We start from the raw sequence: 22,516 nt of genomic DNA, 5'->3' as shown, positions 1-22,516 counted from the left end.
GAACTCCCGTTGTCCGGTCGGAGGAAGGACGCCGGTCGTCGACCACAGCATCGGTCGATGCGCATCCCCGCCCAATATATCGGGTATCGGACAGCACTCTCAGAGACGGTCGAAAGCGTCCTGGATGGCGACCGCCGCCGCGCCGCGCGCCCAGGCCGTGAAGCCTCCCTCGTCGACGTGGAGGCGAACCGCGGAGGCGCGCGGATCGCGACCTTCGGCGATGGCGGAGCGCACCTCGTCTTCGGCGACCGTGAACAGCCGCATGCCCTCCCCGGCGAGCACGATGTCGGCGTGCAGCGTGAGGTTGGCTGCGAGTGCGATCAGCCGGCCGAGAGCGCGAGCGCTCGCGCCGACGATGGCGGAGGCAGCGGGGTCTCCGGCGGCGGCGAGATCGAGCACCTCGTCGTAGTCGACGGGGTGTCGCAGTGCGGTCGTCGCCTGGGCGGCGATGGAACCCGAGGTCAGCATCGCCTGAGAGCATCCGCGATGCCCCTCCTGACACAGCGGTCCATGAGGTTCGAGCGGGATGTGCCCGCCGAGGCCGATGCCGGCGTCGACGGTGCGGACCACCTCGCCGTGCGCGATGAGTCCGTAGCCGACGCCCGCGCCGATCGTGATCACGGCGAAGCCGTCCAGCCCGCGCCCGACGCCGAACCAGCGCTCCGCCTCAGCGAGGGCGACGATGTCGTTCTCCAACCGCACCGGCAGGCCGGTCGCGTCCGCGACGAGGTCGCCGATCGGCACGGACTCCCAATCGAGGAACGGGGCGTACGTCGCGATGCCGCCGTCGGTCTGGCCGCCGATGCTGATCCCGATCCCGACGAGCGGGGCGACGGAGGTCGCGAGCCTTTCTCGACCGGCGACGATCGCCGCGACGATCGCCGACGGCTCATGCGAGGGAAGGGGTACGACGATCTCGTCGAGCAGTCGGGCGCGCACATCGGTGAGCACGACGTGCGCGTCGTCGGCGGTCAGCTTCACACCGAGGAAGGAGCCGAGCGAGGGCGACACGTCGAGGGGTCGCGAGGGGCGACCCACGCCGTCGACGACGTCGTCGAGCTCGATGAGGATCCCGCGGTCGACATAGGGCTTGGTGAGGCGGGTGAGGCTCGCGGGCGAGAGGCCCAGTCGCACGGCGAGTGCCGATCGGGAGATCGGTCCGTGAGTCAGGACAGTGCGCGCCACGGCGGCGTCGGTGCCGGTGTTCATATCCCTCCCTATTGATTCCATCCTGGCAGATATCCAGGGGCGCCGTCGGCGGGAAGGCCCTCTTGACCCTGCTTTTATTTCCGTGTTAAAACTAATTCATGCATTCCAACGATGTGAGCACAGCGGCCACCCGCGCCGGCGGCGACCGGACCCGCGAGGTCCTGCACCTGCGCCGCGGCGGCACCAGCGTCGTGATCGACCTGGCCTCACCGCCCGTGATCGTGCACTGGGGGGAGGACCTCGGCGACGTCTCCTCCGCGACACTCGACGCACTCGCGGTCGCCGCCACGCCGCAGCGCGTCTCCGGCGGCCTCGACGTCACCCCCGTGCTCTCGCTCCTGCCGACGCCCGGTCACGGCTGGCTCGGCACGCCCGGCCTCGAAGGACACCGCTCGGGCACCGGAGTCTCCGCACGCTGGCAGCTCGCCGCCGTCGATGCGACGGGAGACACCGCCCGCATCTCCCTCGTCGACGACGAGAGCCGGCTCGCCGCCACCGTGGAGCTGTCGGTCGGCGTGTCAGGTCTCTTCCGCCAGCGCCTCACGCTCCGCAACAGCGGCTCCAGCGACTACACGGTGCAGCGACTCACCGCGGCGTTCCCGCTGCCGTGGGACGCCACCGAGATCCTCGACACCACAGGGCGCCATCTGCACGAGCGCTCGCCGCAGCGCCACGATGCGACCTTCGGCACCTACGTGCGAGAGTCCCGTCGGGGTCGCCCCGGGGCCGACGCGACGCTGCTGCTCACCGCGGGACGCCCCGGCTTCGGGTTCGAGAGCGGTCGTGTGCACGGCATCCACGTGGCCTGGAGCGGCAGCCACACCACACTCGTCGAGCGCGTTCCCACGGGTGAGGCCTTCCTCGCGGGCGGCGAGCTGTACGGGCCGGGCGAGATCGTGCTCGCGCCGGGCGACGCCGTGACGACGCCGTGGGTGATCGGCTCCTGGGGCGACGGCCTCAACGAGCTGTCCTGGCGCTTCCACGACGAGCTGCGCTCCCGTCCGCAGCATCCTCGCCGCCCCCGGCCCGTCACACTCAACACCTGGGAGGCCGTGTACTTCGACCACGACCTCGGCCGCCTGACGGCTCTCGCCGACGCCGCGGCCGAGGTGGGCGTGGAGCGCTTCGTGCTCGACGACGGCTGGTTCCTCGGCCGCCGCGACGACACCGCGGGGCTCGGCGACTGGCACGTCGACACGTCGGTCTGGCCCCGAGGCCTGCACCCGCTGGTCGACCACGTCCGCGGGCTCGGAATGGAGTTCGGGCTGTGGGTCGAGCCCGAGATGGTCAACCCCGACAGCGACATCGCGCGGGAAAACCCGGACTGGATCCTGCGCTCGCGCGTCGACCTCCCGCCGGTCGCCCGGCAGCAGCAGGTGCTCGACCTCTCGCACCCCGACGCCTACGCCTACATCGTGGCGCGCCTGCACGCCCTGCTCGACGAGTACCCGATCGCCTACCTGAAGTGGGACCACAACCGCGATCTCGTCGACGCCGGCGGCGGTCCCGGCGCGGGCTCGCACGTGCACGCGCACACCCTCGCGGTGTACCGGCTCATCGACGAGCTCAAGGCCCAGCATCCAGGTCTCGAGATCGAGAGCTGCGCCTCGGGAGGAGCGCGCGTCGACCTCGGGATACTCGACCGCACCGATCGCATCTGGACCAGCGACTGCATCGACCCGCTCGAACGTCTCGACATCCAGCGATACACGGGGCTCCTCGTGCCGCCGGAACTGATGGGCGCCCACATCACCAGCGACGTCGTGCACTCCACCGGCCGCACCGTCGATCTGGACCTCAGCGCGGGGATCGCCGCGCTCTCGCACTTCGGCATCGAACGCGACATCAGCACCGAGACGGATGCCGATCGCGAGCGGATTCGCGCATGGGTGGCGTTCGTCAAGCGGGTACGGCCGCTCGTCGCCACGGGACGCGTCGTGCACGTCGACGGCACGGATGCCGGGATCGACGTGCGCGGCGTGGTCGCGGCCGATGCGACGCACGCGGTGTTCACCGTGACGCAGGCGGCCACGTCCGTCGCCTACCCGGCGGGGCGCGTGCGCCTCCCCGGACTCGACGACGACCGCCGCTACCGGCTGCGCGTGAGCGCACCCGCGGGCGGGGTCTCCGATGCCGGTCAGTCCCCGCTCCTGTGGGCGCAGAGCGACGGCATCGTGCTCACCGGCCGGCAGCTCGCCGTGACCGGCATCCGTCCGCCCGTGCAGCACCCGGGGCGGCTCACCCTTCTCGAACTCACCGAGGAGTCCTGAACTCTCAGGACTCCCACCGGGGCGGCCCGTCCGCCCACTCGCGCAAGGAGGCGCACATGAGATCCATCCATCCGGTCCGCGTTGCCGTGGCGGTCGTCGCCGTCGCCGCACTCGTCGGGACGCTGGGAGGCTGTTCCGCGACCGCCGACTCCGGCGTCACCACGCTGAACTTCTTCCAGTTCAAAGGTGAGGCCCGCGAGGACTTCGACGCGATCATCGAGAAGTTCGAGGCCGAGAACCCCGACATCCGCGTCGTGCAGAACCAGGTGGCCGATGCCGACACGATCATCCGCACCCTGCTCGTGAAGGACAAGGCGCCCGATGTCATCACCCTGAACGGCAACGGCAACTTCGGACGGCTCGCGCAGGCGGGGGTGTTCTACGACTTCTCCGACGAGCCCGTGCTCGACACGATCAACCCCGCGGTGCAGGACATCCTCGCCGACCTCGGGAACAAACAGGGCGAGGTCAACAGCCTCGGCTACGTCAACAACGCGAACGGCATCATCTACAACGCCGACATCTTCGCCGAGCAGGGCATCGAGGTGCCCGAGACCTGGGACGAGCTCATCGCCGCCTGCGAGCAACTGCAGGATGCCGGCATCCAGCCGATCTACGCCACGCTCGCCGACTCCTGGACCTCGGTGCCCTCGTTCAACGGGCTCGGCGCCTACGCGGTGCAGGACGGATTCTTCGACGAGATGCGCTCCGAGGGAGAGGACGTCGGTCCCGACTCGCCCGCCTCGTTCGAGCAGGACTTCCAGCAGCCGCTCGACCGCGAGCTGCAGCTGTACTCCTACGCGCAGGACGGCTACCGCGGCGCGACCTACGACGACGGCAACGGGGCATTCGCGCGCGGTGAGGCCGCGATGCTGCTGCACGGCATCTGGGCCGTCAACGGCATCAAGCAGGTGAACCCCGACATCAACGCGGCGATCTTCCCGTATCCGACCGACTCGGCCGATGACCGGCTCATCGTCTCGGGCGTGGACGTCACGGTCACGATGGGCCGCGACACCCCGCACCGCGAGGAGGCGCTGCGTTTCATCGACTTCCTGTTCCGCCCCGACATCATCGAGGAGTTCGCGGCCTCGCAGAACATGATCCCCTCGGTCGAGGGCGCACAGCTCAGCGACGATCTGTCGCTGCAGTCGGTCAAGCCGTTCTTCGACGACGGACGGATCACCGGCTTCCTCGACCACCAGATCCCACCCGGCATCCCGCTCGCCGAGTTCGTGCAGGAGTCGATCTTCACCGGCGACGCGGACGCGACGCTCGCCACCCTCGACAACGAGTGGCGCAAGATCGCCGCTCGCACGATCCCCGTGACGGAGGACTGACATGAGCACTCTCACCGAAGCGGTCCGCTCATCGACCTCGGGCGGCGGACGTCGGCCCCGCGCGGTGCGCACGCGCACCACCTCGCGCCGCGCCCTGTCGGCGTACTACTGGATGATCTGGCCGTGCGTGATCGCGTTCGCGGCGTTCCACACCGTCCCGATGCTCGTGGGCGTGTTCTTCAGCTTCACGAACTACGCGGGGTACGGCGACTGGAACTTCGTCGGCATCTCCAACTACCTCAATCTGTTCAAGGACGACCGGGTGTGGGGGGCCTACGGGTTCTCGTTCCTGTTCGCGATCGCGGCCACCGTTCTCACGAACGCCATCTCCCTCGCGATCGCGATGGGGCTGAACGCCAAGATCAAGGCTCGCAACTTCTTCCGCGGCGTCTACTTCGTGCCGTACGTGCTCGCGATGCTCGTGATCGGCTACGTGTTCCAGTACCTCTTCACGAACTCGCTGCCGAAGCTGTTCCCCGGCATCCCGCTCCTGGCCGACAACATCCTGTCGAATCCCGATTGGGCGTGGACCGCGATCGTCGCGCTCGCCGTGTGGCAGGGATGCGCGTTCACGATCATCATCTACCTGTCGGGTCTCCAGACGATCCCGTCGGAGCTGTACGAAGCCGCCTCGCTGGACGGCGCCTCGACCTGGCGTCAGTTCTGGTCGATCACCTTCCCGCTGATCAGCGCGTTCTTCACGATCAACGTCGTGCTGAGCCTCAAGGGCTACCTGCAGGTCTTCGACCCGATCGTGGCCCTCACCAACGGCGGCCCCGGCACGTCGACCGAATCGGTCACGATGCTCATCTTCAAGGGCGGCTACGCGGGCGGCGAGTTCGCCTACCAGACGGCCAACGCGGTGATCTTCTTCATCGTGATCACGGTCGTCTCCCTCCTGCAGTTCCGAGTCCTCCAGCGCCGAGAGGCGGATGCCTGATGTCCACCACGACCACACCGCAGATCGCCCCGTCGACGGCCGCGATCGTCGTCCCCTCCCGTCGCCGCCGCCGCTCGGCCGTCGACGACGGAGACACCCGCCGCACCAACTGGTGGGCCACCGCGGTCATCGCCGTGTGCGCGCTGACCGTGCTGATCCCGCTCTACCTCGCCGTCGTCGTCGCGCTGAAGAGCCCCGACCAGCTCGTCGGCGGTACCGGCTTCGAATGGCCGAACCCCGTGCGCTGGGAGAACTTCGCCGAGGCCTGGGAGCGCACGCAGTTCCCCCAGGCGCTCATGAACACGGCGCTCATCACCGTCGGATCCGTCGTGTTCACGATGTTCACGAGCTCGATCGCCGCGTACGCCCTGGCCCGCAACATGCACCGCCCCTTCTTCAAGGGGGTGTTCTACTATCTGCTCGCCGCCCTGTTCATCCCGTTCCCGATCATCATGCTGCCGCTCGTCAAGCAGACCGCGCTGCTAGGGCTCGACAACCAGGTCGGCGTGATCCTCCTGTACACGATCTACGGCCTGTCGCTGAACGTGTTCATCTACTCGGCGTACATCCGGTCGATCCCGATCGAGCTCGAAGAGGCGGCGCGCATGGACGGCGCCTCGACCTGGCGGGTGTTCTGGCAGGTGATCTTCCCGCTCCTCACCCCGATGAACGCCACGGTCGGAATTCTCACCTGCGTGTGGGCGTGGAACGACTTCATCCTGCCGCTCGTGGTGCTGACCGACCCCGGGGCGCGCACCCTGCCGTTGGCGCAGTACGTGCTGCAGGGGCAGTACAACACCGATTACACGGTCGCGTTCGCGTCGTACCTCATGGCGATGGCACCGCTGCTGATCGTGTACATCTTCTCGCAGCGCTGGGTGATCTCCGGCGTCACCCGCGGATCGATCAAATAGCGGGCTACCGGGGCGCAGGGCGGCTGTCAACCGCCCTGCGCTCGCCGCGGAGTCGCGGGACGATGGAGCCTCGAACCGATCGAGGAGGACATCATGTCGAACATCGACGCACTCGCGAACAGCTTCGAGCCGGAGATGCAGGGGGTCCCGCGCGTGGACGAGCCGGCGAACAGGTTCCCCACCGACACCGCGCAGCCCGAGACGCAGGGCGAGGAGCCGCTGAACGCCGAACTCGGCGACGACGGTCAGGGCGACCTCGCTCCCGAGGACGAGGGAGCGCAGCACAGCGGCGAGGCCCCGGCGGATCTCCGGGACGGCTCGGAATGACTCGGGCCGACGGCATCCCCGGGGGCGAGTCGGATGCCGAGGAGAGCATCGCCGCGCACCTCGCGGAGCGGGGCGGGGACGACGCCGAGGCACTCGGCGACGTGCCCGCCGGCGGTGCCGGCGCGGACTCCGGCGGTGGCAGCGCGGTGCGCGTCGATCCGGCATCCGAGTCCGAGGTGAAGGACGAGTCGGTGCACAACGACGAACCGGGGATCGGAACCCGTCGTTCCTGAGTCTGTGGCGCAGTACGCTGACCCGGTGACAGACGCACTGGACGACGGACCCTTCTTCCATGGCACCAAGGCTGATCTGCAGCCCGGTGAGCTTCTGACCGCGGGCTTCCGGTCGAACTACCGACCGGAGATCGTCATGAACCACATCTACTTCACGGCGCTCCGTGACGGGGCCGGCCTCGCGGCCGAGCTCGCTCCCGGCGATCGGGAGCCCCGTGTCTACGAGGTCGAGCCGATCGGCGACTTCGAGAACGATCCGAACGTGACCGACAAGAAGTTCCCCGGCAACCCGACCCGGTCGTACCGCAGCGCCGAGCCGCTGCGGGTCGTCCGCGAGGTCCTCGACTGGACCCGATTGTCGCCCGAGGCGCTCGCCGACTGGCGCGAGAGGCTCGCCGCCCTGCACTCCGACCCGCGCGCCGAGATCATCAACTGACGCCGGGGCGGGGTTCGGCTTGGAGGTCGTTGAGCGAGGAGCGCAGCGACGAGACGAAACGCGTCAGCGGGCGCGGCGGGCGAGGACGCCGAGCACCCGGTCGACCACGACGTACACGAATCCGACCGCGACGAGTGCGACCGTGAGCGCGGCGATCCAGGTGAGGACTCTGCCGATCCCGAGGGAGTCGACGTCGAGGAATGGATACGGATACCGGTCGCCGCCCACGAACTCGCCGCCGAGAGCGCCGTAGATCACAGACCACGCGAGGTACGCGAACGGGATCAGCGTCCACAGCAGCGGGTCGACCCAGCGGAACGCGCCCTTGGGGACGAACAGCAGCCAGTCCGCGATCAGCAGGGCCGGCGTCACGATGTGGATGAGCGTGTCGGTGAGCGAGTAGATGTCGGTGTCGCCCGCGTCGATCCGCGTCGGCACGAGCACGACGACGTAGATGAGCATCGTCACGGTGATCGCCATCATGACGGCACCGCCCCAGCGGGCGCTCGGCGTCGAGGTGCCCCGAGGGCCGGAGCTCCGCAGATCGCGCGCCGTGCGGAGGACGAGCAGCAGCATCCACACGAGGCAGATCAGGTCGCTGATCATCGTGAAGTAGAGGAAGCTCGTCCACGACGGATCGCCGGTGAGGAGGTCGGCGTTGCGCACGACGCCGGTGAGGATGACGACGAGCGCGACGATCCGGTAGGCGAGCGCCAGCGGGCGCAGGTTCACGGCGGCTCCGGCGAACAGACCCGGCCGCTCCCGGGATGCTGGAATATCGGTGGCCGTGGGCGGAGTGGCGACGGCTTTCGACATGCTTCGAGGCTACGCGCCTTCGGGGTGGACCGCGCACTCGGTGCGGACCCCTTGCGGACCGTGGTTCAGGCGGCTACCGGCGGTTGACCTGAGTTCGGAGTCCTGAGCGCGCCTCGCGTCGGTCAGCGCCGCACACCGGCCCCGACGCCCGGGACGATGACGCACTTCAGGACCTTCTCCGCGCGGGAGGCGAGCAGGTCGAACGCGTGAGGTGCCTCGGTCAGCGGCACGGTGTGCGTCAGCAGATCGGCCACCGAGATCCTCTCCGTCTCGATGAGCTCCACGGCGCGGCGGAAGTCCCGAAGGGTATGCGAGAGGGATGCGCGGATGGAGAGCTCGCGCTCCATCAGGCGCCACGCGTCGATGCGAACGGGTTCGCCGCTCACGCCCAGCACGATCACGCAGCCGCCGGGTGCGACGACGTCGACGGCATCCTCCACGGCAGCCGCATGCCCGGCTGCCTCGAACACGACGTCGAGCCGTCCCGCCCACTCCGTCGCCTCGTCGAGTTCCGCCGTCGACGCGAAGGCCGCGAACCCCGCATCCTGCGCGATCCGCCGTCGGAACGGGTCGGGTTCCCGCAGCGCCGCCCGCACGCCCCGTTCGGCCAGAACGCGCAGCAACAGCTGCCCGATGGCGCCGCCGCCGATGACTAGCGCGCGCGAACCTGGCCGCGGTGCTGCCAGGTCCACGGCATGAATCGCCACGGCGAGGGGTTCTGCGAGAACGGCGTCGAGGTCGCTCGCCGGGCCGGACAGCCGCACGCATGCGTCCGCCGGAGCGACGAGCATCTCCGCAATGCCTCCGTCGTCCTGCAGACCCAACGCCACGGTGCGTCGACAGACGTTGGACCTCCCCCGTCGACACAGATCGCACTCGTCGCAGGTGAGATTCACCTCGACCGCCACGCGATCCCCGGGTGAGAGCGAGGCAACGTGCGGCGTGGTCTCGACCACCTCGGCGAGGATCTCGTGACCCAGCGTGACCGCCTGACGGCCCTCAGGGACCCGCACCGAGACAGGGCCCTCGAGCCACTCCTCGAGATCGGTGCCGCAGATCCCCGCGGCGAGGACACGCAATAGGACATCTCTGCGATCGTCGAGCGAGGGGACGGGCACGTCGTCGAGGCGGATGTCACGTCGACCGTGCCAGCGGAGCGCGAGCACGGATCAGACCGCCGAGGTCCGGATCGACGTCCCCGGGGAGTGGAGGAAGTCGGGGCGCAGCGTGATGCCGTGCCCGGGCCCGCGGCTCGGGCGGATCATCCCGTTCTCGATCTCGGGAAGACCGTCCGCGATGTCCCGATACCAGCCGTGGTAGAACGCGCGGGCGACCTCCTGCACGTGGCCGTTCGCGACGCCGGTGACGAAGTGCGTCGCCACGGCGAGCGACACGGGCCCCGTGCAGTCGTGCGGTGCGACCGGGATGCCGGCCTGCTGAGCGAGTGCCGCCACCTGCAGCCCGGCGGTCACCCCACCGCCCCAGCCCAGATCGAGGATGGCGACGTCGATCGCGCTCGCGTCGAGCAGCGGCTTGTAGGCGTTGAACCCCGCCCCGACGTTCTCCCCGACCGCGATCGGCACATCGGTGTCCGCGCGTAGCCTTCCGAGTGCGGCATAGTGGTCGGGACGGATCGGGTCCTCGGCCCACGCAAGGTCGAAGCGCTCGAGTTCTTTCAGCAGACGGGTCGCGCCGCGAGGCGTCCACAACGAATGCAACTCGACGTACAGATCGAGGTCGGCACCCACCTCGCTGCGGATCTCGTCGAGCACCGAGAGTCCGAATCGGAGATCGGCCCGGTGATCGCCATGACTGCTCTCGGCCGCCAGGTCGAACGGCCATACCTTCATGCCGCCGAATCCCGCATCGACGAGCTCGCGGGCGAGTTCACCCGGTCGGTGCAGGAACGACCACAGGTCTTCGTAGGGTCCCCGGGCTCGGCCGTCGCCGATTCCCCAGTTCGTCGAGGACTGGCGTGACTCGGCGTTGACGTAGTCGGTGCCGGCGCAGGTGTTGTACGTGGCGATCTCGTCGCGGTACGGCCCGCCGAGCAGCTCGCGGAGCGGGACGTCGGCTCGGCGGCCGAGGAGGTCCCACAGGGCGATGTCGATCGCCGAGTTGCCGCGCACCTCAGCCCCCGACCCGGAGTATCCGACGTAGCCCGCGAGCAGGCGTGCGATCGGACCGGGAGCGGCATCGTGATGACGCAGCAGCGCGGGCGCCGCCACGTCATGGATGTACGCCTCGACCGCGGACGCCCCGTAGAAGGTCTCGCCGATGCCGACGGTTCCATCGCTGGCGTGCAGCACCACCAGCGTCACATTCGACTGGAGGGACGTGCGCAGTGTGTCGATCCGGACGATCCGCACGGGACCGATCTCGTGTGTCTCGCCGACCAAGGATGCGGATGCCTGGGCCATGGTGTCCTCCTTCATGCGGTGCGCTTGGTGGCGGCCGAGCGCCTCGCTGCCATGCTGAACATCTGCTTGCGGCGCAGCACATCGAGACCGGCGGCTGCGACGAGCACGAGTCCGATGACGAAGTTCTGCCAGATCGGATCGACGCGCAGCAGCACGAGGCCGTTCGTCAGGACACTGAGCAGGATCGCGCCGAGCACGGCTCCCGGAACGGTGCCGATCGCGCCGTAGATGCTGGTGCCGCCGATCACGGCCGCGGCGATGACCTGCAGCTCGTATCCCTGCCCGAAGGTCGGCGAACCCGCACCGAGCCGGGAGGCGAGCAGTGCTCCGGTCAGCGCCGCCGAGGCGCCGCCCAGCACGTACACCGAGATCGAGATGCGTCGCACGCTGATGCCGGCGTTGCGGGCCGCGTTGATGTTCCCGCCGGCAGCGCGGATGCTCCAGCCGTAGTTGGTGAGATTGAGCGTGACGTGTGCGACGAGGATGATGACCACGCCGACGAGGATGATGACGGGGAACCCGCCCACGGAGCCCTGGCCCCAGTACGTGAAGTCGTCGCCGAGCTCGCCGATCGGGTTGCCGCCCGTCGACGCGACCACGGCCGCGCGCACGGCGAACAGCGAGCCGAGTGTCGCGATGATCGGCGGGATCTTCCAGAGGTTGATGATCAGTCCGTTGACGAGTCCGATCGCGGCGCCGACGACGGTGCCGAGCGCGAACGCGACGACGAAGTTCATCCCCGCCGCGGAGGCTGCCGCCGAGGTCATGGCGCCCGCGACGAGCACGGAACCGACCGAGAGGTCGAGGCCGCCGTTCACGAGAACGATGCAGGCGAACGCCGCCGGGATGGCGATGAACGTCGCGTCGCGGAGGATGTTCACCCAGGCTCCCGCGCTCAGGAACTGCGGCGACTGGGTGGCGCCGATCAGCACGAAGAGCAGGATCGCGACGCTCAGCGCGAAGGACGGGCTCATCAGCAGCCGGCGGACGGCGGAGAGCTGGGTGTCGGCCTTCAACACGTCCGTCGGGTCGGGCAGCGCAGGCACTGGCGCTGCGGTCGAGGATGTGGATCTCATGGTCATTCCTTGTCCGTGCTCGTGCCGTCGCCGGACGGCTCGTCGTCGGCGGCCATCGCTCCGGTGATGAGGGCGACGACCTCGCTGCGGTCGGTGGAGGCGACGGAGCGCACTCCCTGGGTGGCCCCGAGACGGAGCACGTGGATGCGGTCGGCGACCTCGAAGATGAACTCGAGGTCGTGGCAGACGAGGATGACCGCCTTGCCGCGCCCCTTGAGGGTGCGGATGATCTCAGCGACCTGCGCCGTCTCCCGCACCCCTAGCGCGGCGGTCGGCTCGTCCATGAGGATGATCGGGTTGTCCTGCCTCACGGCGCGGGCGATGGCCACGCCCTGCCGCTGCCCGCCGGACAACTCGCCGGCGGGCACGCGAACGCTGGGGATCCGCACCTGGAGATCGCGCAGGATCTCCGCGGACTGCGCGAGCATCTGCTTGCGGTCGGCGAACAGCCCGAAGCGGCGCAGCGGCTGGCCGAGGAACATGTTCGCCGCGATGTCGAGGGTCTCCACGATCGCGAGGTCCTGGAAGACGGTCGACACGCCGTGCGACCGCGCCCGGCGCGGGTCCGCCTTCTCGATCCTCTCCCCGTTCACGAAGAGCTCGCCGCTGTCGAGCGGGTAGACGCCCGACAGCAGCTTCACGAGAGTGGACTTCCCAGCGCCGTTGTCACCGACGATGGCCAGCACCTCGCCGCCCGCGACGTGGAGGGACACGTCACGCACGGCCGAGACATGCCCGAAGCTCTTCCAGGCGTGCTCGATGCGCAGTTCGGCGGGCGGGTCCGCCACGGGCGGGTGTTCGGGTGCTTCTGCAGCAGTGCTCATGGTGCGATCCCCTTGACTCAGAGCGACGGGATGACGTCGGCGGGGCAGCCCGCGTAGGGCAGGTCGTCGGCCGTGACCGGGTCGACCGCGATGCCCCACGACTGCGGGGCGTCGTCCTTGCCGGACGCTTTCGCCTTGATGAGGTCGGTGGCGAGGGTCGTCGCGTCGAACCAGCACTGGTTCAGCGAGGCCTGGATCCATCCGTCCTCGATCGCGCTGATGGTGGTCTCGACCGTGTCGATGCCGAGCACGAACACGTCGCCCGGCTCCTTGCCGGCCTCGCCGAGCCCGGTCGCGACGCCGCCGGGGCACTGGCCCTCGACGCACCAGATGGCGGTGATGTCGTCGTTAGCCTGCAGCATGCCGGTGATCTTCTGCGCGGCCACGGCCGAGTCGGAGTTGTCCGACTCCCATGCGGCGACCTTCATGTCGGGGTACGTCTTCGCGATGTAGTCCTTGAACGCGGTCACCTGGGCGAGCTGGTTCGGGGTGGTCTGGTCCGTCGAGACGATGCCGACGACGGCATCCTCGCCGACGCCCTCGGCGATGGTCTGAGCGGCGGTCTCGCCGAACAGCACGTTGTCGGTGCCGATCGAGTAGTCGGACACCTCGTCGACGCAGCCGATCGTGACCATGACCACGCCGGCGTCCTGGGCGCGGGTGATCACGGACTCGAAGGATGCGGGGTCGGTGTTGCAGAAGATCACGCCGTCCGCGCCGTCGGTGATGGCCTGCTCGATCTGGCTCACGTTAGTGGCGGTGTCGAGCTTGGTGGGTCCCACGCCGGTGGCGCGGTAATCGCCGTCGGCTGCCTCGTCTTCGAACTTCTGCATGGAGTCGGCCCATGCGGGATACGACGTCAGCGGGTTGACGTACCAGATGTTGGTCTCGCCGCTGGAGTCCGGGCCGCCGCCGGCCGAACAGCCTGCGAGCGCCACCCCCAGAGCGGCGGTCACGAGCACGGACGTGATGATTCGGGTCTTCATCGGGGCCTCCTTTGGCACCTGTTCTCGTCGGGATCGACCGCGGCGGGAGGAGAGCGCAAGTACTCCGGCCCCGCCCGCGGAACTGGTATGACATGTCGTACCAGTGGTATGATCCATTCTCTGAACACCCATGTCAACGGTGCTGTACCGGAATATCGCTCAAAGAGGAGAGATCGATGACAGAAGCCGCTTCACCGCGAGGCGAGACCAGGCCCATGGCGCTCATCACGGGCGGCGCCGGCGACATCGGACGAGCCACGGCCACGGCGCTGCTGGCCGACGGCTACGACTGCACCCTGATCGACCTCCTCGACACCGATCGCGGTGTGGACATCGCTCGGGCCATCGCCGCGGGCCACCCCGACGGTGCTGTGGAGTACCGCCAGGCCGATGTCACCGATGCCGCGGCCCTCGGCGACCTGTTCACCGACCTCCCGCGCATCGACCTGGCGGTCTGCAATGCGGCGATCGTCACGGCTCAACCGTTCCTCGACGTCGACGCGAGCGAGTGGCGCCGCCAGATCGACGTCAACCTCACCGGCGCGTTCCTGACGGCGCAGGCGGCGGCGCGCCGCATGGTCGCCGACGCCGTTCCGGGGGCCATCGTGTTCGTCAGCTCCTGGGTGGCCTCGCGTCCCTGGCCCGAGATCGTCAGCTACGCGACCTCGAAGGCGGGAGTGGAGCAGCTGATGCGTCAGACCGCGCTCGAGCTCTCCGCCCACGGCATCCGCGCGAACGCCGTGTCGCCCGGGATCGTGAGGGCCGGCATGGCGAAGATCCAGTACGAGACGGAGCCCGGCTATGCCGAGCGCGCTGCGCGGTCGAGTCCGTTAAACGTGATGCAGGAGGCCGCCGACATCGCCCACGCGGTAGCATTTCTCGCATCGCCCGGGGCGCGCATGATGACCGGTTCGGTGCTCCTGATCGACAGCGGAAGCTCCCTCGGGACGCTGTGATCGGCGCGACCGCGGACGCTCAGTGACAGTTCCGATGAGAAGGGATCGCCCGTGACGACGACCTCCGCGACGCGCGGTACCTTCGGGACCAAGTCCGGCATGCTCAGCGCTCTCGAGAGCCAGTTGGTGACCGGGCGTATCGCGCCAGGCCAGAAGCTCCCGTCGGAGCGGGAACTGGGTATCGAGTACCGCGTCTCCCGCACCGTGGTGCGCGAGACGCTGAGTGGACTGGCAGATCGTGGGTACATCGAGATCATTCCGGGACGAGGGTCGTTCGCCCGCCCTCCGGAGGCCACCGATCTCGCGCAGCCCATGGTGCGCATCGCACAGCAGGAGGGCGTGACCTCGCGGGATCTCGTCGAGGCGCGCAAGGTGCTCGAGTGCGCGGCCGCATCCTCGGCGGCACACTCGGCCACAGCCGACGACATAGCGACGCTGAACGAGGCGCTGGCCGCCCATCTGCGCGCCGACGGCCTCGACCAGCGTGTGTCGACCGATCTCGCCTTCCATCGCGCGATCGCTCGCGCCAGCGGCAATCCCGTGCTCGAGGTCATGTTCACGGCCATCGGAGAGCTCGTGTCCGACCTCATGTATCGCAGCCACAGCGATCCGCAGGTGCACGCCGCCGGAGACCCGCTGCACGACGAGATCCTCGCGTGCATCCGGTCACGCGACGGAGTCGGGGCTGCGGAGGCGATGCGCCGTCACCTGGACCTCGCGCTCCAGCTGTACGGCCCGGATGTCGACGAGCCCATCCGGGACGTCTTGCGGCGTCGGGGAATCGCCTCCGACCATACGGGCGACTGAGCCTCTCTGATTAGAGGGCGGCCTGCGGCGGTCAGCGCTGCACGGGATCGCCGTCGCCGCCCGAGAGGAAGCGGTCGAGGTCGCGACGCGTGGGCGCGGCCTCCCAGTCGCCGGGCACGAGGCAGGCGAGGGCGCCGGAGGCGTTCGCTCGTCGCAGCGTCTCGGCCGTGTCGAGTCCGTCGAGCAGACCGCTGAGGTAGCCCGCGACGAACGCGTCTCCGGCTCCGACCGTGTCCAGGGGTTCGATGCGGAAACCGGGCGCTTCGACCACGGCGTCGGCCGTGACGACCGCGGCGCCCGCAGGGCCGAGTTTCACGACGGTCGTGGCGCATCCGGCCTCCCGCAACCGGGTCGCGGACTCGGCGGTGCTCGTGCCGGGGTAGAGGATCGCGAACTCCTCCTCGCCGCCGAACACGATGTCGGCGCGCTCGGCGATCGCGCGCAGGATCGGACCGGCGACCTCGGCGGCGGCGAGCTTCGAGCGGTAGTTCACGTCGAAGGTCACGCGGACGCCGGCGTCACGCGCCCGGTCGATCGCGGCGTGCACGGCATCCGCCGCCGACGCCGAGAGCAGCGGGGTGATGCCCGTGACGTGCATCAGCTCCGCCGATTCGACCCAGCCCTCGGGCAGGTCGTCGGGATGCAGACGCGACCCGGCGGAGCCGGCCCGGTAGTAGTGCACGGCGGTGGATGCCGCGGAGGGGCGCTCCTTCACCATGAGTCCGGTCGCGGCCGCGGGGTCTATCACAGCGCGCACGTCGACGGCCTCCCCGCGGATCTCGCGGACGACGCGCTCGCCGAGGGAGTCGTCGCCGACACGGCCCAACCACGACGAGGAGTGGCCCAGGCGCGAGAGCCCGATCGCGACGTTGCTCTCCGCGCCGCCGATGCCGAGCGCGAGCGCGTTCGCGTGCTTCAGCGACCCGATCTCGGTCGAGCGGACGAGCGCCATGGTCTCGCCGAACGTCACCACCGCGGCGACAGGCGAGCCGCTCACCGGGCGCAGACCTCGACGAAGGCGGCGGCGCGGTCGCGCAGGGCGCCGAGGTCGCCGCCCGTGAACGCGTCGCCGAGCAGCGGACCGCCGACGCTCACCGCCGCAGCGCCGGCCGCGAGCCACGCCTCGGCCCCCGCGAGGTCGACGCCGCCGGAGGGCACGACCTGGATGCCGGGGAACGGCCCGCGGAGGTCCTTGAGGTATCCGGGACCCACCTGGCCCGCGGGGAACACCTTGACCGCCGAGGCGCCGGCAGACCACGAGGCGAACAGCTCCGTGGGCGTGAGCCCACCCGGGACGATCGGCACACCGGCATCCCGGGCCTGCGTCACGAACGAGCGGTCGGTGATCGGCGTGACGATGTACGCGGCTCCCGCGGCGATCGCCCCGCTCAGCTCCTCGGTGTCCGTGACGGTTCCCACGCCGAGGTCGACGACGTCGCCGAAGCGCTCGATCAACCGCGGCAGGTGCGCGAGGGTGTCGGGTGTGGTGAGCGTCAGCTCGACGCTGCGGATGCCGGCATCCACGAGCACCTCGAGCACGGCGTCGTAGTCCGCGGCGCGCTGTGCGCGGGCGACGACGACGAGCCGCGACTCGAGCGTGCGCGCCGGAAGCGCCACGCGGCCGGCCTCACCAGTCATGCACGGTCCCGTCGAGCAGACGGTTCACCGGCAGGTACGCCTTCGTGTACTCGTGGCCGGCCGCGGCCGTCTCGTCGAGCTCGACTCCCAGGCCCGGCGTCTCGCCCGGGTGCAGGAAGCCCTGGTCGAACGTGAACGACGTCTGGAACACCTCGAGCGTCTGCTCGTTGTGGGGCATGTACTCCTGGATGCCGAAGTTGTGGATCGCGAGGTCGAGGTGCAGCGCCGCCGCCATGCCGACCGGCGAGATGTCGGTCGGACCGTGGATGCCGGACTTGATGCCGTAGACCGCGGCGAAGTCGAGCAGCTTCTTCATGGCCGTGATGCCGCCCGTGTGCGTCACCGCCGAGCGGACGTAGTCGATCAGGCGCTCGGTGATGAGCGCCTGGTAGTCGAACACCGAGTTGAAGACCTCGCCGATCGCGAGTGGCGTGGTGGAGTGCTGACGCACCAGGCGCAGAGCCGTCTGGTCCTCGCCGGGGGTGCAGTCCTCCAGCCAGAACAGGTCGTAGGGTTCGATCTCCTTCGCGAAGCGTGCGGCCTCGATGGGCGACATGCGGTGGTGGCCGTCGTGCAGGATGCGGAGGTCGGTGCCGAAGTCCTCGCGGATCTGCGCGAAGATCCCGGGCATGTGGTTCAAGTAGTTGCGGGTGTCCCAGGTCTCCTCGCTGGGGCGCGCGCCCGAGCGCTTGGCGGGCTCATAGTCGTAGCGCACGCCGGGACCGGCGTTCGAGACCCCGTAGATCTGCCCGAGGCCGGGGACGCCGGTCTGCACGCGCACGGCCGTGTAGCCGAGTTCCTGATAGCCGGCGATCGCGTTCTTGAGCGCCGCGTAGTCGGTGCCCGAGGCGTGCGCGTAGACGCGGACGCCCTCGCGGCTCGCGCCTCCGAGCAGCTGGTACAACGGCATCCCGGCCTTCTTGGCCTTGATGTCCCACAGCGCCATGTCCACCGCGGCGATCGCGGCCATGGTCACGGGGCCGCGACGCCAGTAGGGTCCGCGGTAGAGGTACTGCCAGGTGTCCTCGATACGGTCCTCATCGCGGCCGACGAGCATCGACGCGACGTGGTCCTCCAGGTAGGAGGCGACAGCGAGCTCACGGCCGTTGAGGGTCGCGTCTCCCCAGCCGACGATGCCGTCCGAGGTCGTGATCTTGAGCGTGACGAAGTTGCGCCCGGGGCTGGTGATGATGACGTCGACGAGCTCGATGGTCATGGTCTTCTCCTGGAGGTGGTGAGGGCGGAGGTGGTGGGGGCGCGGCCGTTCGGGTCGGCCGCGCCCCGGTCGGGAGGGGCGGTCTCGGTCAGACCGCGTCGCGCGGGTCGGTCAGGTCGCGACCGGCCACCTCGGGCATGATGATCGACGCCACGAGCGCGCAGAGCGTGAAGAAGCCGAGCATGACGATGATCGGGATGAACGAGCCGGTGGCGGCCGACACCCAGGCGGCGGCGATGACGGGACCGGCGCCGGTCGCGACGATCGCGGCGATCTCGCGGGCCATGGCCGTGTACGTGTAGCGGTTGCGGGCACCGAAGATCTCGGGGAGCGTGAGGTTCTCGAGCGAGGCGAAGCTCATGACCGCGAGGTTGTGCAGCACGACGTAGCCGACGAACACCTGCAGCGTGTCCTTGCTGTTGATCATGAGCATGGTCGGGACGATCACGATCAGGGCGATGACCGCCCACACCATGTACATGCGCTTGCGGCCGAAGCGGTCGCCGAGCCAGCCCGACAGCGGGACCGTGATGAACGCGACGAGCGACGACACGATGACCGCGTTGACGCCGATGCTCTTGTCGAGCAGCAGCACGACCGTGATGTAGCTGATCAGGTAGGTCTGGATCATGCCCGAGTTGCCGGCCTGGCCGAAGCGCAGCAGCAGCGCGATGACGAACGCCTTGATGGGCTTGCGCTGCATCGCCTCGAGGGTGCGGATGTCGTTGGTCTCGGTCGCGAGCTGGATGGTCTCCTCGCGCGACAGGGCCTTGCCGTCGACGACGTCCTCGCGCTCCTCGAAGACCGGGGTCTCCTTGAGGTTGAAGCGCACCCAGATCGCGAACAGCATGATGACCGCGCTGGCGAGGAACGGGATGCGCCACGCCCACTCGATGACCTGGTCCTCGCTGTACGCGACGAGGAGGATCGCCCAGATGCCCGAGGCGAGCAGCGTGCCGCAGTTGGTGCCGAGGGCGACGAGCGAGGCGATGATGCCGCGGCGCTTGGCCGGGGCGTACTCGGCGAGCATGACGCCCGCACCGGAGATCTCCGCACCCGCGCCGAAGCCCTGCGCGATGCGCAGCACGACGAGCAGGATCGGCGCGAGCACGCCCACCTGCGAGTACGTCGGCAGCACGCCGATCAGCGTGGTCGCGAGGCCCATCAGGAGGATCGTGTAGAACAGGACCTTCGTGCGTCCGGTCTTGTCGCCCATGCGGGCGAAGAAGAACGCGCCGACCGGGCGGGCCACGTAGCCGACGCCGTAGGTGGCCATCGCTGCGACCACGGCCACGGCGGGGTTCTCGGAGGAGAAGAAGAGGTCGGCGAATACGAGTGCGGCTGCCAGGGAGTAGAGCTGGTAGTCCATGAACTCGAGCGCGGTGCCGAGCCAGCCGGAGATCGCGGCACGGACGAGGTCCTTCACCGACCTCTTCGCGGTGGGATCGGCGGCCGTGGCCGTCGTCTGCTGTTCTGACATGGGAGGTACTCCTTCGGACCAGGAACGGGTGATGTGCGCGTCGGGCGCGCGTTCGGGTGTGACTAGAGGGACAGCAGGACCTTGGCCGAGGCCGAGGAGTCGCGGGCGAGCTCGAAGGCCGGGACGGCGTCGGATGCGGGGAGGACGTGGGAGATCACGGAGTCGAGGGCGTCGGACTCGGCCAGCAGGCTGATCGCGTCGTCGATCTCGGTGGAGAAGCGGAACGCCCCGCGGATCGTGAGCTCCTTCGCCAGCATCGGCGCGAGGTTCACGCCGATCTCGGAGTTCGCGAGCATCCCGACCTGCACGACCATGCCCGCGCGTCGCGCGGCCCGGACGGCCTGGGTGAGGGCGACGCCCACTCCCGAGCACTCGAACACGACGTCGTAGGACTCGTCGTCGATCGCGTCGCGGCCGACGAGGGAGACCTCGGTCGCGCCGAGCGACTGCGCGCGGGCCAGCGGCTCCTCGCGGACATCGCTCGCCCCGACGACGGATGCTCCGGCGTGCACGGCTGCCGCGACGACGAGAAGTCCGATCGGGCCCGCGCCGATCACGAGCGCACGCTTCCCCGTGAGGTCGCCGGCGAGGCCCACGGCGTGGATCGCGACGGCCAGCGGTTCGGCGAGCGCCGCGCGCTCGAGCGGCAGGGACGCCGGGAGCACGCGGATCATGTGGTCCTCGACGAGGAGGAACTCGGATGCTCCGCCCTGACGGTGCGGATGCGCGGCCGCGCTGCCGAAGTAGTCGCCGCCGGGACGCAGATGCGGACGGTCCTCGAGGCCGGGAACGGAGGGGCCGTAGCGCGCGGGGTGCACCGTGACCGGCGTGCCGGGGGCCAGACGGCCCGACGGGTCGAGGTCGACGACGCCGGACAGCTCGTGACCGGGGGTCAGCGGCTCCTGGATCGTGTACTCGCCGTTCGCGCCGTGGAAGTAGTAGTGCAGGTCGGATCCGCAGATGCCGACGTAGTTCACCCGGAGGCGGACCTCTCCGTCGCCGGGGGTCGGGACCTCGCGGTCCTCCCAGCGGATGTCCTCTTTGCCGTGGATGGCGAGAGCCTTCATGGCTGCATCTCCTTCGTGGGGGTCAGGGGCGAGCCGACCGCGGTCAGCGCGTCGTCGATCGCGGCATCCACACCCTGCCGCCGGATGGTGTCGGTCAGCGCGCCGACACGGTCGATGAGAGCATCCTGCTCTGCCAGCTCGGTGCCGAACAGGTGCAGCTCGCCGATCACGCGGCGGGCCAGTTCGCGGCCGTCGTGTGCGGTGGCGGCGAGAGCGGCGAGGCGCTCGCGCGCGGCATCCGTCATGGCGTCGGCGTGCAGGCCGGGGTCGAAGCCGGGCAGCGGGGCGATGCACGACAGGTAGCCCGCGACCGTCAGCGCGATGAGGTGCGGCATCTCGCCGCGCGACAGCGCCAGGAGGGCCGGCTCGGGGATGCGCTGGCGCAGCTTGACGGATCCGTCGGTGCCGACCTGGCTCGTGCGGTGACCGAGCGCCGTATTCGCGAAGCGCTCGAACAGCTCGTCCTCGTAGGCGCGGACGTCGACGCCCGAGGGGAGCTCGATCGACGGCTCGTACTCGTCGCGCATGATCCCGCGGGCTGCGCGATGGATGCGCTCGATGCCGACGGCCGCGGGGATCGTGGCCGCACCGCTCAACGCGCCGAGGTAGGCGATGAGAGAGTGCGTGCCGTTGAGCATCCGCACCTTCATCTGCTCGTAGCGGCCGACCTCGTCGGTGAACACGGCGCCGCCGGCTTCCCAGGCCGGACGACCGGCGGCGAAGGAGTCCTCGATCGCCCACATCGTGAACGGCTCGGCCGGCACGGGGATGTCGTCGCGCGCGCCGAGGAGCGACGCCACGCGCGTGCGGAGCTCGGGGGTGGTCGCCGGGACGATGCGGTCGACCATGCTCGAGGGGAACGTCACGGAGCGGTCGAGGAAGGCGAGCGTCTCTGCGCCCTCGGTGCCGGGAAGCTCCTGCAGGAACTCGCGCACGAGCTTCTCGGTGTGCTTGCCGTTCGCGGCGAGGTTGTCGCAGCTGAGGATCGAGATCGGCGCGCCGTCCGCCGCGCGGGCCTGGAGGCCGCGGGCGAGCTGCCCGATGGTCGAGCGGGGCGCTCCGCCGCGGAGGTCCGCTCGCACGGTCTCGTCGTCGAGGTCGAGACGCTGCGTGGCGGGGGAGTAGCTGTAGCCGTTCTCGGTCACCGTGAGGGTCACGATGCGGATGCCGGGGTCGGCGATCTGCGCCACGACGCGTTCGGGGCGGTCGGCCGCGACGAAGGCGTCGGTGTGGACTCCGGGGACCGACAGGGAGGTGGTGTCGGGCGAGATCGTGGCGACCGTGTAGAGGAGGTCCTGGGCGTGCATCGCGTCGACGACGGTGCGCGAGCGGGAGGCGACGCCGACGATGCCCCAGTCCCCACGGTCGGCCTGCAGAGCGGCGGACGTGTACACCGCCTGGTGCGCGCGGTGGAAGCTCCCGAGACCGAGGTGCAGGATGCCTGCGCGCTGCGGCCGGGGGTGATCGGCGATGATCGTCATGTAAAGAAGTGTGTATCAGTTGTACAAACTTGTCAAGCGGTCTTACATCGAAGCGCAGGACCATAGGATTGCACGAAAGA

Annotated in this window: 22 protein-coding genes; 9 read left to right on the top strand and 13 right to left on the bottom strand. The window is 69.4% G+C overall.

What is annotated here, in order from left to right:
* Positions 1-99: 99 nt before the first annotated feature.
* Positions 100-1,209: an ROK family transcriptional regulator gene (locus MRBLMX7_RS09730; RefSeq protein ID WP_363368010.1), complete on the bottom strand. Its 1,110-nt coding sequence runs from the start codon at positions 1,207-1,209 to the stop codon at positions 100-102.
* Between the two features lie 98 nt (positions 1,210-1,307).
* Between MRBLMX7_RS09730 and MRBLMX7_RS09725 the strand changes: the two genes are divergently transcribed.
* The 7 genes from MRBLMX7_RS09725 (at position 1,308) to arr (ending at position 7,669) form a co-directional block, all read left to right on the top strand.
* Positions 1,308-3,479: an alpha-galactosidase gene (locus MRBLMX7_RS09725; protein ID WP_363368008.1), complete on the top strand. Its 2,172-nt coding sequence runs from the start codon at positions 1,308-1,310 to the stop codon at positions 3,477-3,479.
* Positions 3,480-3,535: 56 nt separating this feature from the next.
* Positions 3,536-4,819, top strand: a complete 1,284-nt coding sequence (locus MRBLMX7_RS09720) for an ABC transporter substrate-binding protein (protein WP_363368005.1) — start codon at positions 3,536-3,538, stop codon at positions 4,817-4,819.
* A 1-nt stretch (position 4,820) separates the two neighbouring features.
* The gene (locus tag MRBLMX7_RS09715) at positions 4,821-5,759 is read left to right on the top strand and encodes a carbohydrate ABC transporter permease (RefSeq protein WP_082297652.1); all 939 of its coding nucleotides are present in this window, start codon (positions 4,821-4,823) and stop codon (positions 5,757-5,759) included.
* Complete coding sequence (locus MRBLMX7_RS09710; RefSeq protein WP_363368002.1) at positions 5,759-6,673, top strand: carbohydrate ABC transporter permease; 915 nt, start codon at positions 5,759-5,761, stop codon at positions 6,671-6,673. Before MRBLMX7_RS09715 ends, MRBLMX7_RS09710 begins: the two co-directional genes overlap by 1 nt.
* Positions 6,674-6,766: 93 nt before the next feature.
* Positions 6,767-7,000 carry a hypothetical protein gene (locus MRBLMX7_RS09705; protein WP_363368000.1) on the top strand — a complete coding sequence of 78 codons (234 nt, stop codon included), beginning with the start codon at positions 6,767-6,769 and terminating at the stop codon, positions 6,998-7,000.
* Entirely contained in the window at positions 6,997-7,233 is a 237-nt protein-coding gene (locus MRBLMX7_RS09700; RefSeq protein WP_363367998.1) for a hypothetical protein, read from the top strand. Before MRBLMX7_RS09705 ends, MRBLMX7_RS09700 begins: the two co-directional genes overlap by 4 nt.
* A gap of 25 nt (positions 7,234-7,258) precedes the next feature.
* Positions 7,259-7,669 (top strand): NAD(+)--rifampin ADP-ribosyltransferase, encoded by a 411-nt coding sequence (gene arr / locus MRBLMX7_RS09695; protein ID WP_363367996.1) that lies wholly within the window; start codon positions 7,259-7,261, stop codon positions 7,667-7,669.
* A gap of 63 nt (positions 7,670-7,732) precedes the next feature.
* Here arr and MRBLMX7_RS09690 read toward each other — a convergent pair whose 3' ends face one another.
* From MRBLMX7_RS09690 to MRBLMX7_RS09665, 6 genes are all read right to left on the bottom strand, one after another.
* Positions 7,733-8,485, bottom strand: coding sequence for a Pr6Pr family membrane protein (locus tag MRBLMX7_RS09690; protein WP_363367994.1), 753 nt, complete (start codon positions 8,483-8,485; stop codon positions 7,733-7,735).
* A 122-nt stretch (positions 8,486-8,607) separates the two neighbouring features.
* Positions 8,608-9,651 (bottom strand): zinc-dependent alcohol dehydrogenase, encoded by a 1,044-nt coding sequence (locus tag MRBLMX7_RS09685; protein WP_363367992.1) that lies wholly within the window; start codon positions 9,649-9,651, stop codon positions 8,608-8,610.
* Positions 9,652-9,654: 3 nt separating this feature from the next.
* Positions 9,655-10,905 (bottom strand): mandelate racemase/muconate lactonizing enzyme family protein, encoded by a 1,251-nt coding sequence (locus MRBLMX7_RS09680; RefSeq protein WP_363367990.1) that lies wholly within the window; start codon positions 10,903-10,905, stop codon positions 9,655-9,657.
* Positions 10,906-10,916: 11 nt separating this feature from the next.
* Positions 10,917-11,981 carry an ABC transporter permease gene (locus MRBLMX7_RS09675; RefSeq protein ID WP_363367988.1) on the bottom strand — a complete coding sequence of 355 codons (1,065 nt, stop codon included), beginning with the start codon at positions 11,979-11,981 and terminating at the stop codon, positions 10,917-10,919.
* A 2-nt stretch (positions 11,982-11,983) separates the two neighbouring features.
* Positions 11,984-12,805 carry an ATP-binding cassette domain-containing protein gene (locus tag MRBLMX7_RS09670; protein WP_363367986.1) on the bottom strand — a complete coding sequence of 274 codons (822 nt, stop codon included), beginning with the start codon at positions 12,803-12,805 and terminating at the stop codon, positions 11,984-11,986.
* 17 nt (positions 12,806-12,822) lie between these two features.
* Positions 12,823-13,791, bottom strand: a complete 969-nt coding sequence (locus MRBLMX7_RS09665) for a sugar ABC transporter substrate-binding protein (protein ID WP_363367984.1) — start codon at positions 13,789-13,791, stop codon at positions 12,823-12,825.
* 176 nt (positions 13,792-13,967) lie between these two features.
* Here MRBLMX7_RS09665 and MRBLMX7_RS09660 point away from each other — a divergent pair, with 176 nt between their 5' ends.
* Together MRBLMX7_RS09660 and MRBLMX7_RS09655 are read left to right on the top strand one after the other, a co-directional pair.
* Complete coding sequence (locus MRBLMX7_RS09660; protein ID WP_363367982.1) at positions 13,968-14,747, top strand: SDR family NAD(P)-dependent oxidoreductase; 780 nt, start codon at positions 13,968-13,970, stop codon at positions 14,745-14,747.
* A gap of 51 nt (positions 14,748-14,798) precedes the next feature.
* Positions 14,799-15,554, top strand: coding sequence for a FadR/GntR family transcriptional regulator (locus tag MRBLMX7_RS09655; RefSeq protein ID WP_363367980.1), 756 nt, complete (start codon positions 14,799-14,801; stop codon positions 15,552-15,554).
* A gap of 31 nt (positions 15,555-15,585) precedes the next feature.
* On the opposite strand, the gene MRBLMX7_RS09650 is transcribed toward MRBLMX7_RS09655, so the two are convergent.
* The 6 genes from MRBLMX7_RS09650 to MRBLMX7_RS09625 form a co-directional block, all read right to left on the bottom strand.
* Positions 15,586-16,551, bottom strand: a complete 966-nt coding sequence (locus tag MRBLMX7_RS09650) for a sugar kinase (protein ID WP_363367978.1) — start codon at positions 16,549-16,551, stop codon at positions 15,586-15,588.
* Positions 16,548-17,192, bottom strand: a complete 645-nt coding sequence (locus tag MRBLMX7_RS09645; protein WP_363367976.1) for a bifunctional 4-hydroxy-2-oxoglutarate aldolase/2-dehydro-3-deoxy-phosphogluconate aldolase — start codon at positions 17,190-17,192, stop codon at positions 16,548-16,550. Before MRBLMX7_RS09645 ends, MRBLMX7_RS09650 begins: the two co-directional genes overlap by 4 nt.
* Positions 17,182-18,408, bottom strand: a complete 1,227-nt coding sequence (manD, locus tag MRBLMX7_RS09640) for a D-mannonate dehydratase ManD (RefSeq protein ID WP_363367974.1) — start codon at positions 18,406-18,408, stop codon at positions 17,182-17,184. The genes MRBLMX7_RS09645 and manD overlap by 11 nt, the downstream gene beginning before the upstream one ends.
* An 88-nt stretch (positions 18,409-18,496) precedes the next feature.
* Entirely contained in the window at positions 18,497-19,888 is a 1,392-nt protein-coding gene (locus MRBLMX7_RS09635; RefSeq protein WP_363367972.1) for an MFS transporter, read from the bottom strand.
* 62 nt (positions 19,889-19,950) lie between these two features.
* Positions 19,951-20,955 (bottom strand): L-idonate 5-dehydrogenase, encoded by a 1,005-nt coding sequence (locus MRBLMX7_RS09630; RefSeq protein WP_363367970.1) that lies wholly within the window; start codon positions 20,953-20,955, stop codon positions 19,951-19,953.
* Complete coding sequence (locus MRBLMX7_RS09625) at positions 20,952-22,436, bottom strand: mannitol dehydrogenase family protein (RefSeq protein WP_363367968.1); 1,485 nt, start codon at positions 22,434-22,436, stop codon at positions 20,952-20,954. Before MRBLMX7_RS09625 ends, MRBLMX7_RS09630 begins: the two co-directional genes overlap by 4 nt.
* Positions 22,437-22,516 lie beyond the last annotated feature (80 nt).

Source organism: Microbacterium sp. LMX7-1.2 (genome assembly GCF_040675935.1).
Lineage (GTDB): Bacteria > Actinomycetota > Actinomycetes > Actinomycetales > Microbacteriaceae > Microbacterium.
This window is presented reverse-complemented; position numbering and strand designations above follow the sequence as displayed.

What these genes read in the sequence shown, in the direction of transcription:
- MRBLMX7_RS09730 (WP_363368010.1), bottom strand. Translation starts at nt 1,209, where the DNA reads ATGAACACCGGCACCGACGCCGCCGTGGCGCGCACTGTCCTGACTCAC.
- MRBLMX7_RS09725 (WP_363368008.1), top strand. Translation starts at nt 1,308, where the DNA reads ATGCATTCCAACGATGTGAGCACAGCGGCCACCCGCGCCGGCGGCGAC.
- MRBLMX7_RS09720 (WP_363368005.1), top strand. Translation starts at nt 3,536, where the DNA reads ATGAGATCCATCCATCCGGTCCGCGTTGCCGTGGCGGTCGTCGCCGTC.
- MRBLMX7_RS09715 (WP_082297652.1), top strand. Translation starts at nt 4,821, where the DNA reads ATGAGCACTCTCACCGAAGCGGTCCGCTCATCGACCTCGGGCGGCGGA.
- MRBLMX7_RS09710 (WP_363368002.1), top strand. Translation starts at nt 5,759, where the DNA reads ATGTCCACCACGACCACACCGCAGATCGCCCCGTCGACGGCCGCGATC.
- MRBLMX7_RS09705 (WP_363368000.1), top strand. Translation starts at nt 6,767, where the DNA reads ATGTCGAACATCGACGCACTCGCGAACAGCTTCGAGCCGGAGATGCAG.
- MRBLMX7_RS09700 (WP_363367998.1), top strand. Translation starts at nt 6,997, where the DNA reads ATGACTCGGGCCGACGGCATCCCCGGGGGCGAGTCGGATGCCGAGGAG.
- MRBLMX7_RS09690 (WP_363367994.1), bottom strand. Translation starts at nt 8,485, where the DNA reads ATGTCGAAAGCCGTCGCCACTCCGCCCACGGCCACCGATATTCCAGCA.
- MRBLMX7_RS09680 (WP_363367990.1), bottom strand. Translation starts at nt 10,905, where the DNA reads ATGGCCCAGGCATCCGCATCCTTGGTCGGCGAGACACACGAGATCGGT.
- MRBLMX7_RS09675 (WP_363367988.1), bottom strand. Translation starts at nt 11,981, where the DNA reads ATGAGATCCACATCCTCGACCGCAGCGCCAGTGCCTGCGCTGCCCGAC.
- MRBLMX7_RS09670 (WP_363367986.1), bottom strand. Translation starts at nt 12,805, where the DNA reads ATGAGCACTGCTGCAGAAGCACCCGAACACCCGCCCGTGGCGGACCCG.
- MRBLMX7_RS09665 (WP_363367984.1), bottom strand. Translation starts at nt 13,791, where the DNA reads ATGAAGACCCGAATCATCACGTCCGTGCTCGTGACCGCCGCTCTGGGG.
- MRBLMX7_RS09660 (WP_363367982.1), top strand. Translation starts at nt 13,968, where the DNA reads ATGACAGAAGCCGCTTCACCGCGAGGCGAGACCAGGCCCATGGCGCTC.
- MRBLMX7_RS09645 (WP_363367976.1), bottom strand. Translation starts at nt 17,192, where the DNA reads ATGACTGGTGAGGCCGGCCGCGTGGCGCTTCCGGCGCGCACGCTCGAG.
- manD (WP_363367974.1), bottom strand. Translation starts at nt 18,408, where the DNA reads ATGACCATCGAGCTCGTCGACGTCATCATCACCAGCCCCGGGCGCAAC.
- MRBLMX7_RS09635 (WP_363367972.1), bottom strand. Translation starts at nt 19,888, where the DNA reads ATGTCAGAACAGCAGACGACGGCCACGGCCGCCGATCCCACCGCGAAG.
- MRBLMX7_RS09630 (WP_363367970.1), bottom strand. Translation starts at nt 20,955, where the DNA reads ATGAAGGCTCTCGCCATCCACGGCAAAGAGGACATCCGCTGGGAGGAC.
- MRBLMX7_RS09625 (WP_363367968.1), bottom strand. Translation starts at nt 22,436, where the DNA reads ATGACGATCATCGCCGATCACCCCCGGCCGCAGCGCGCAGGCATCCTG.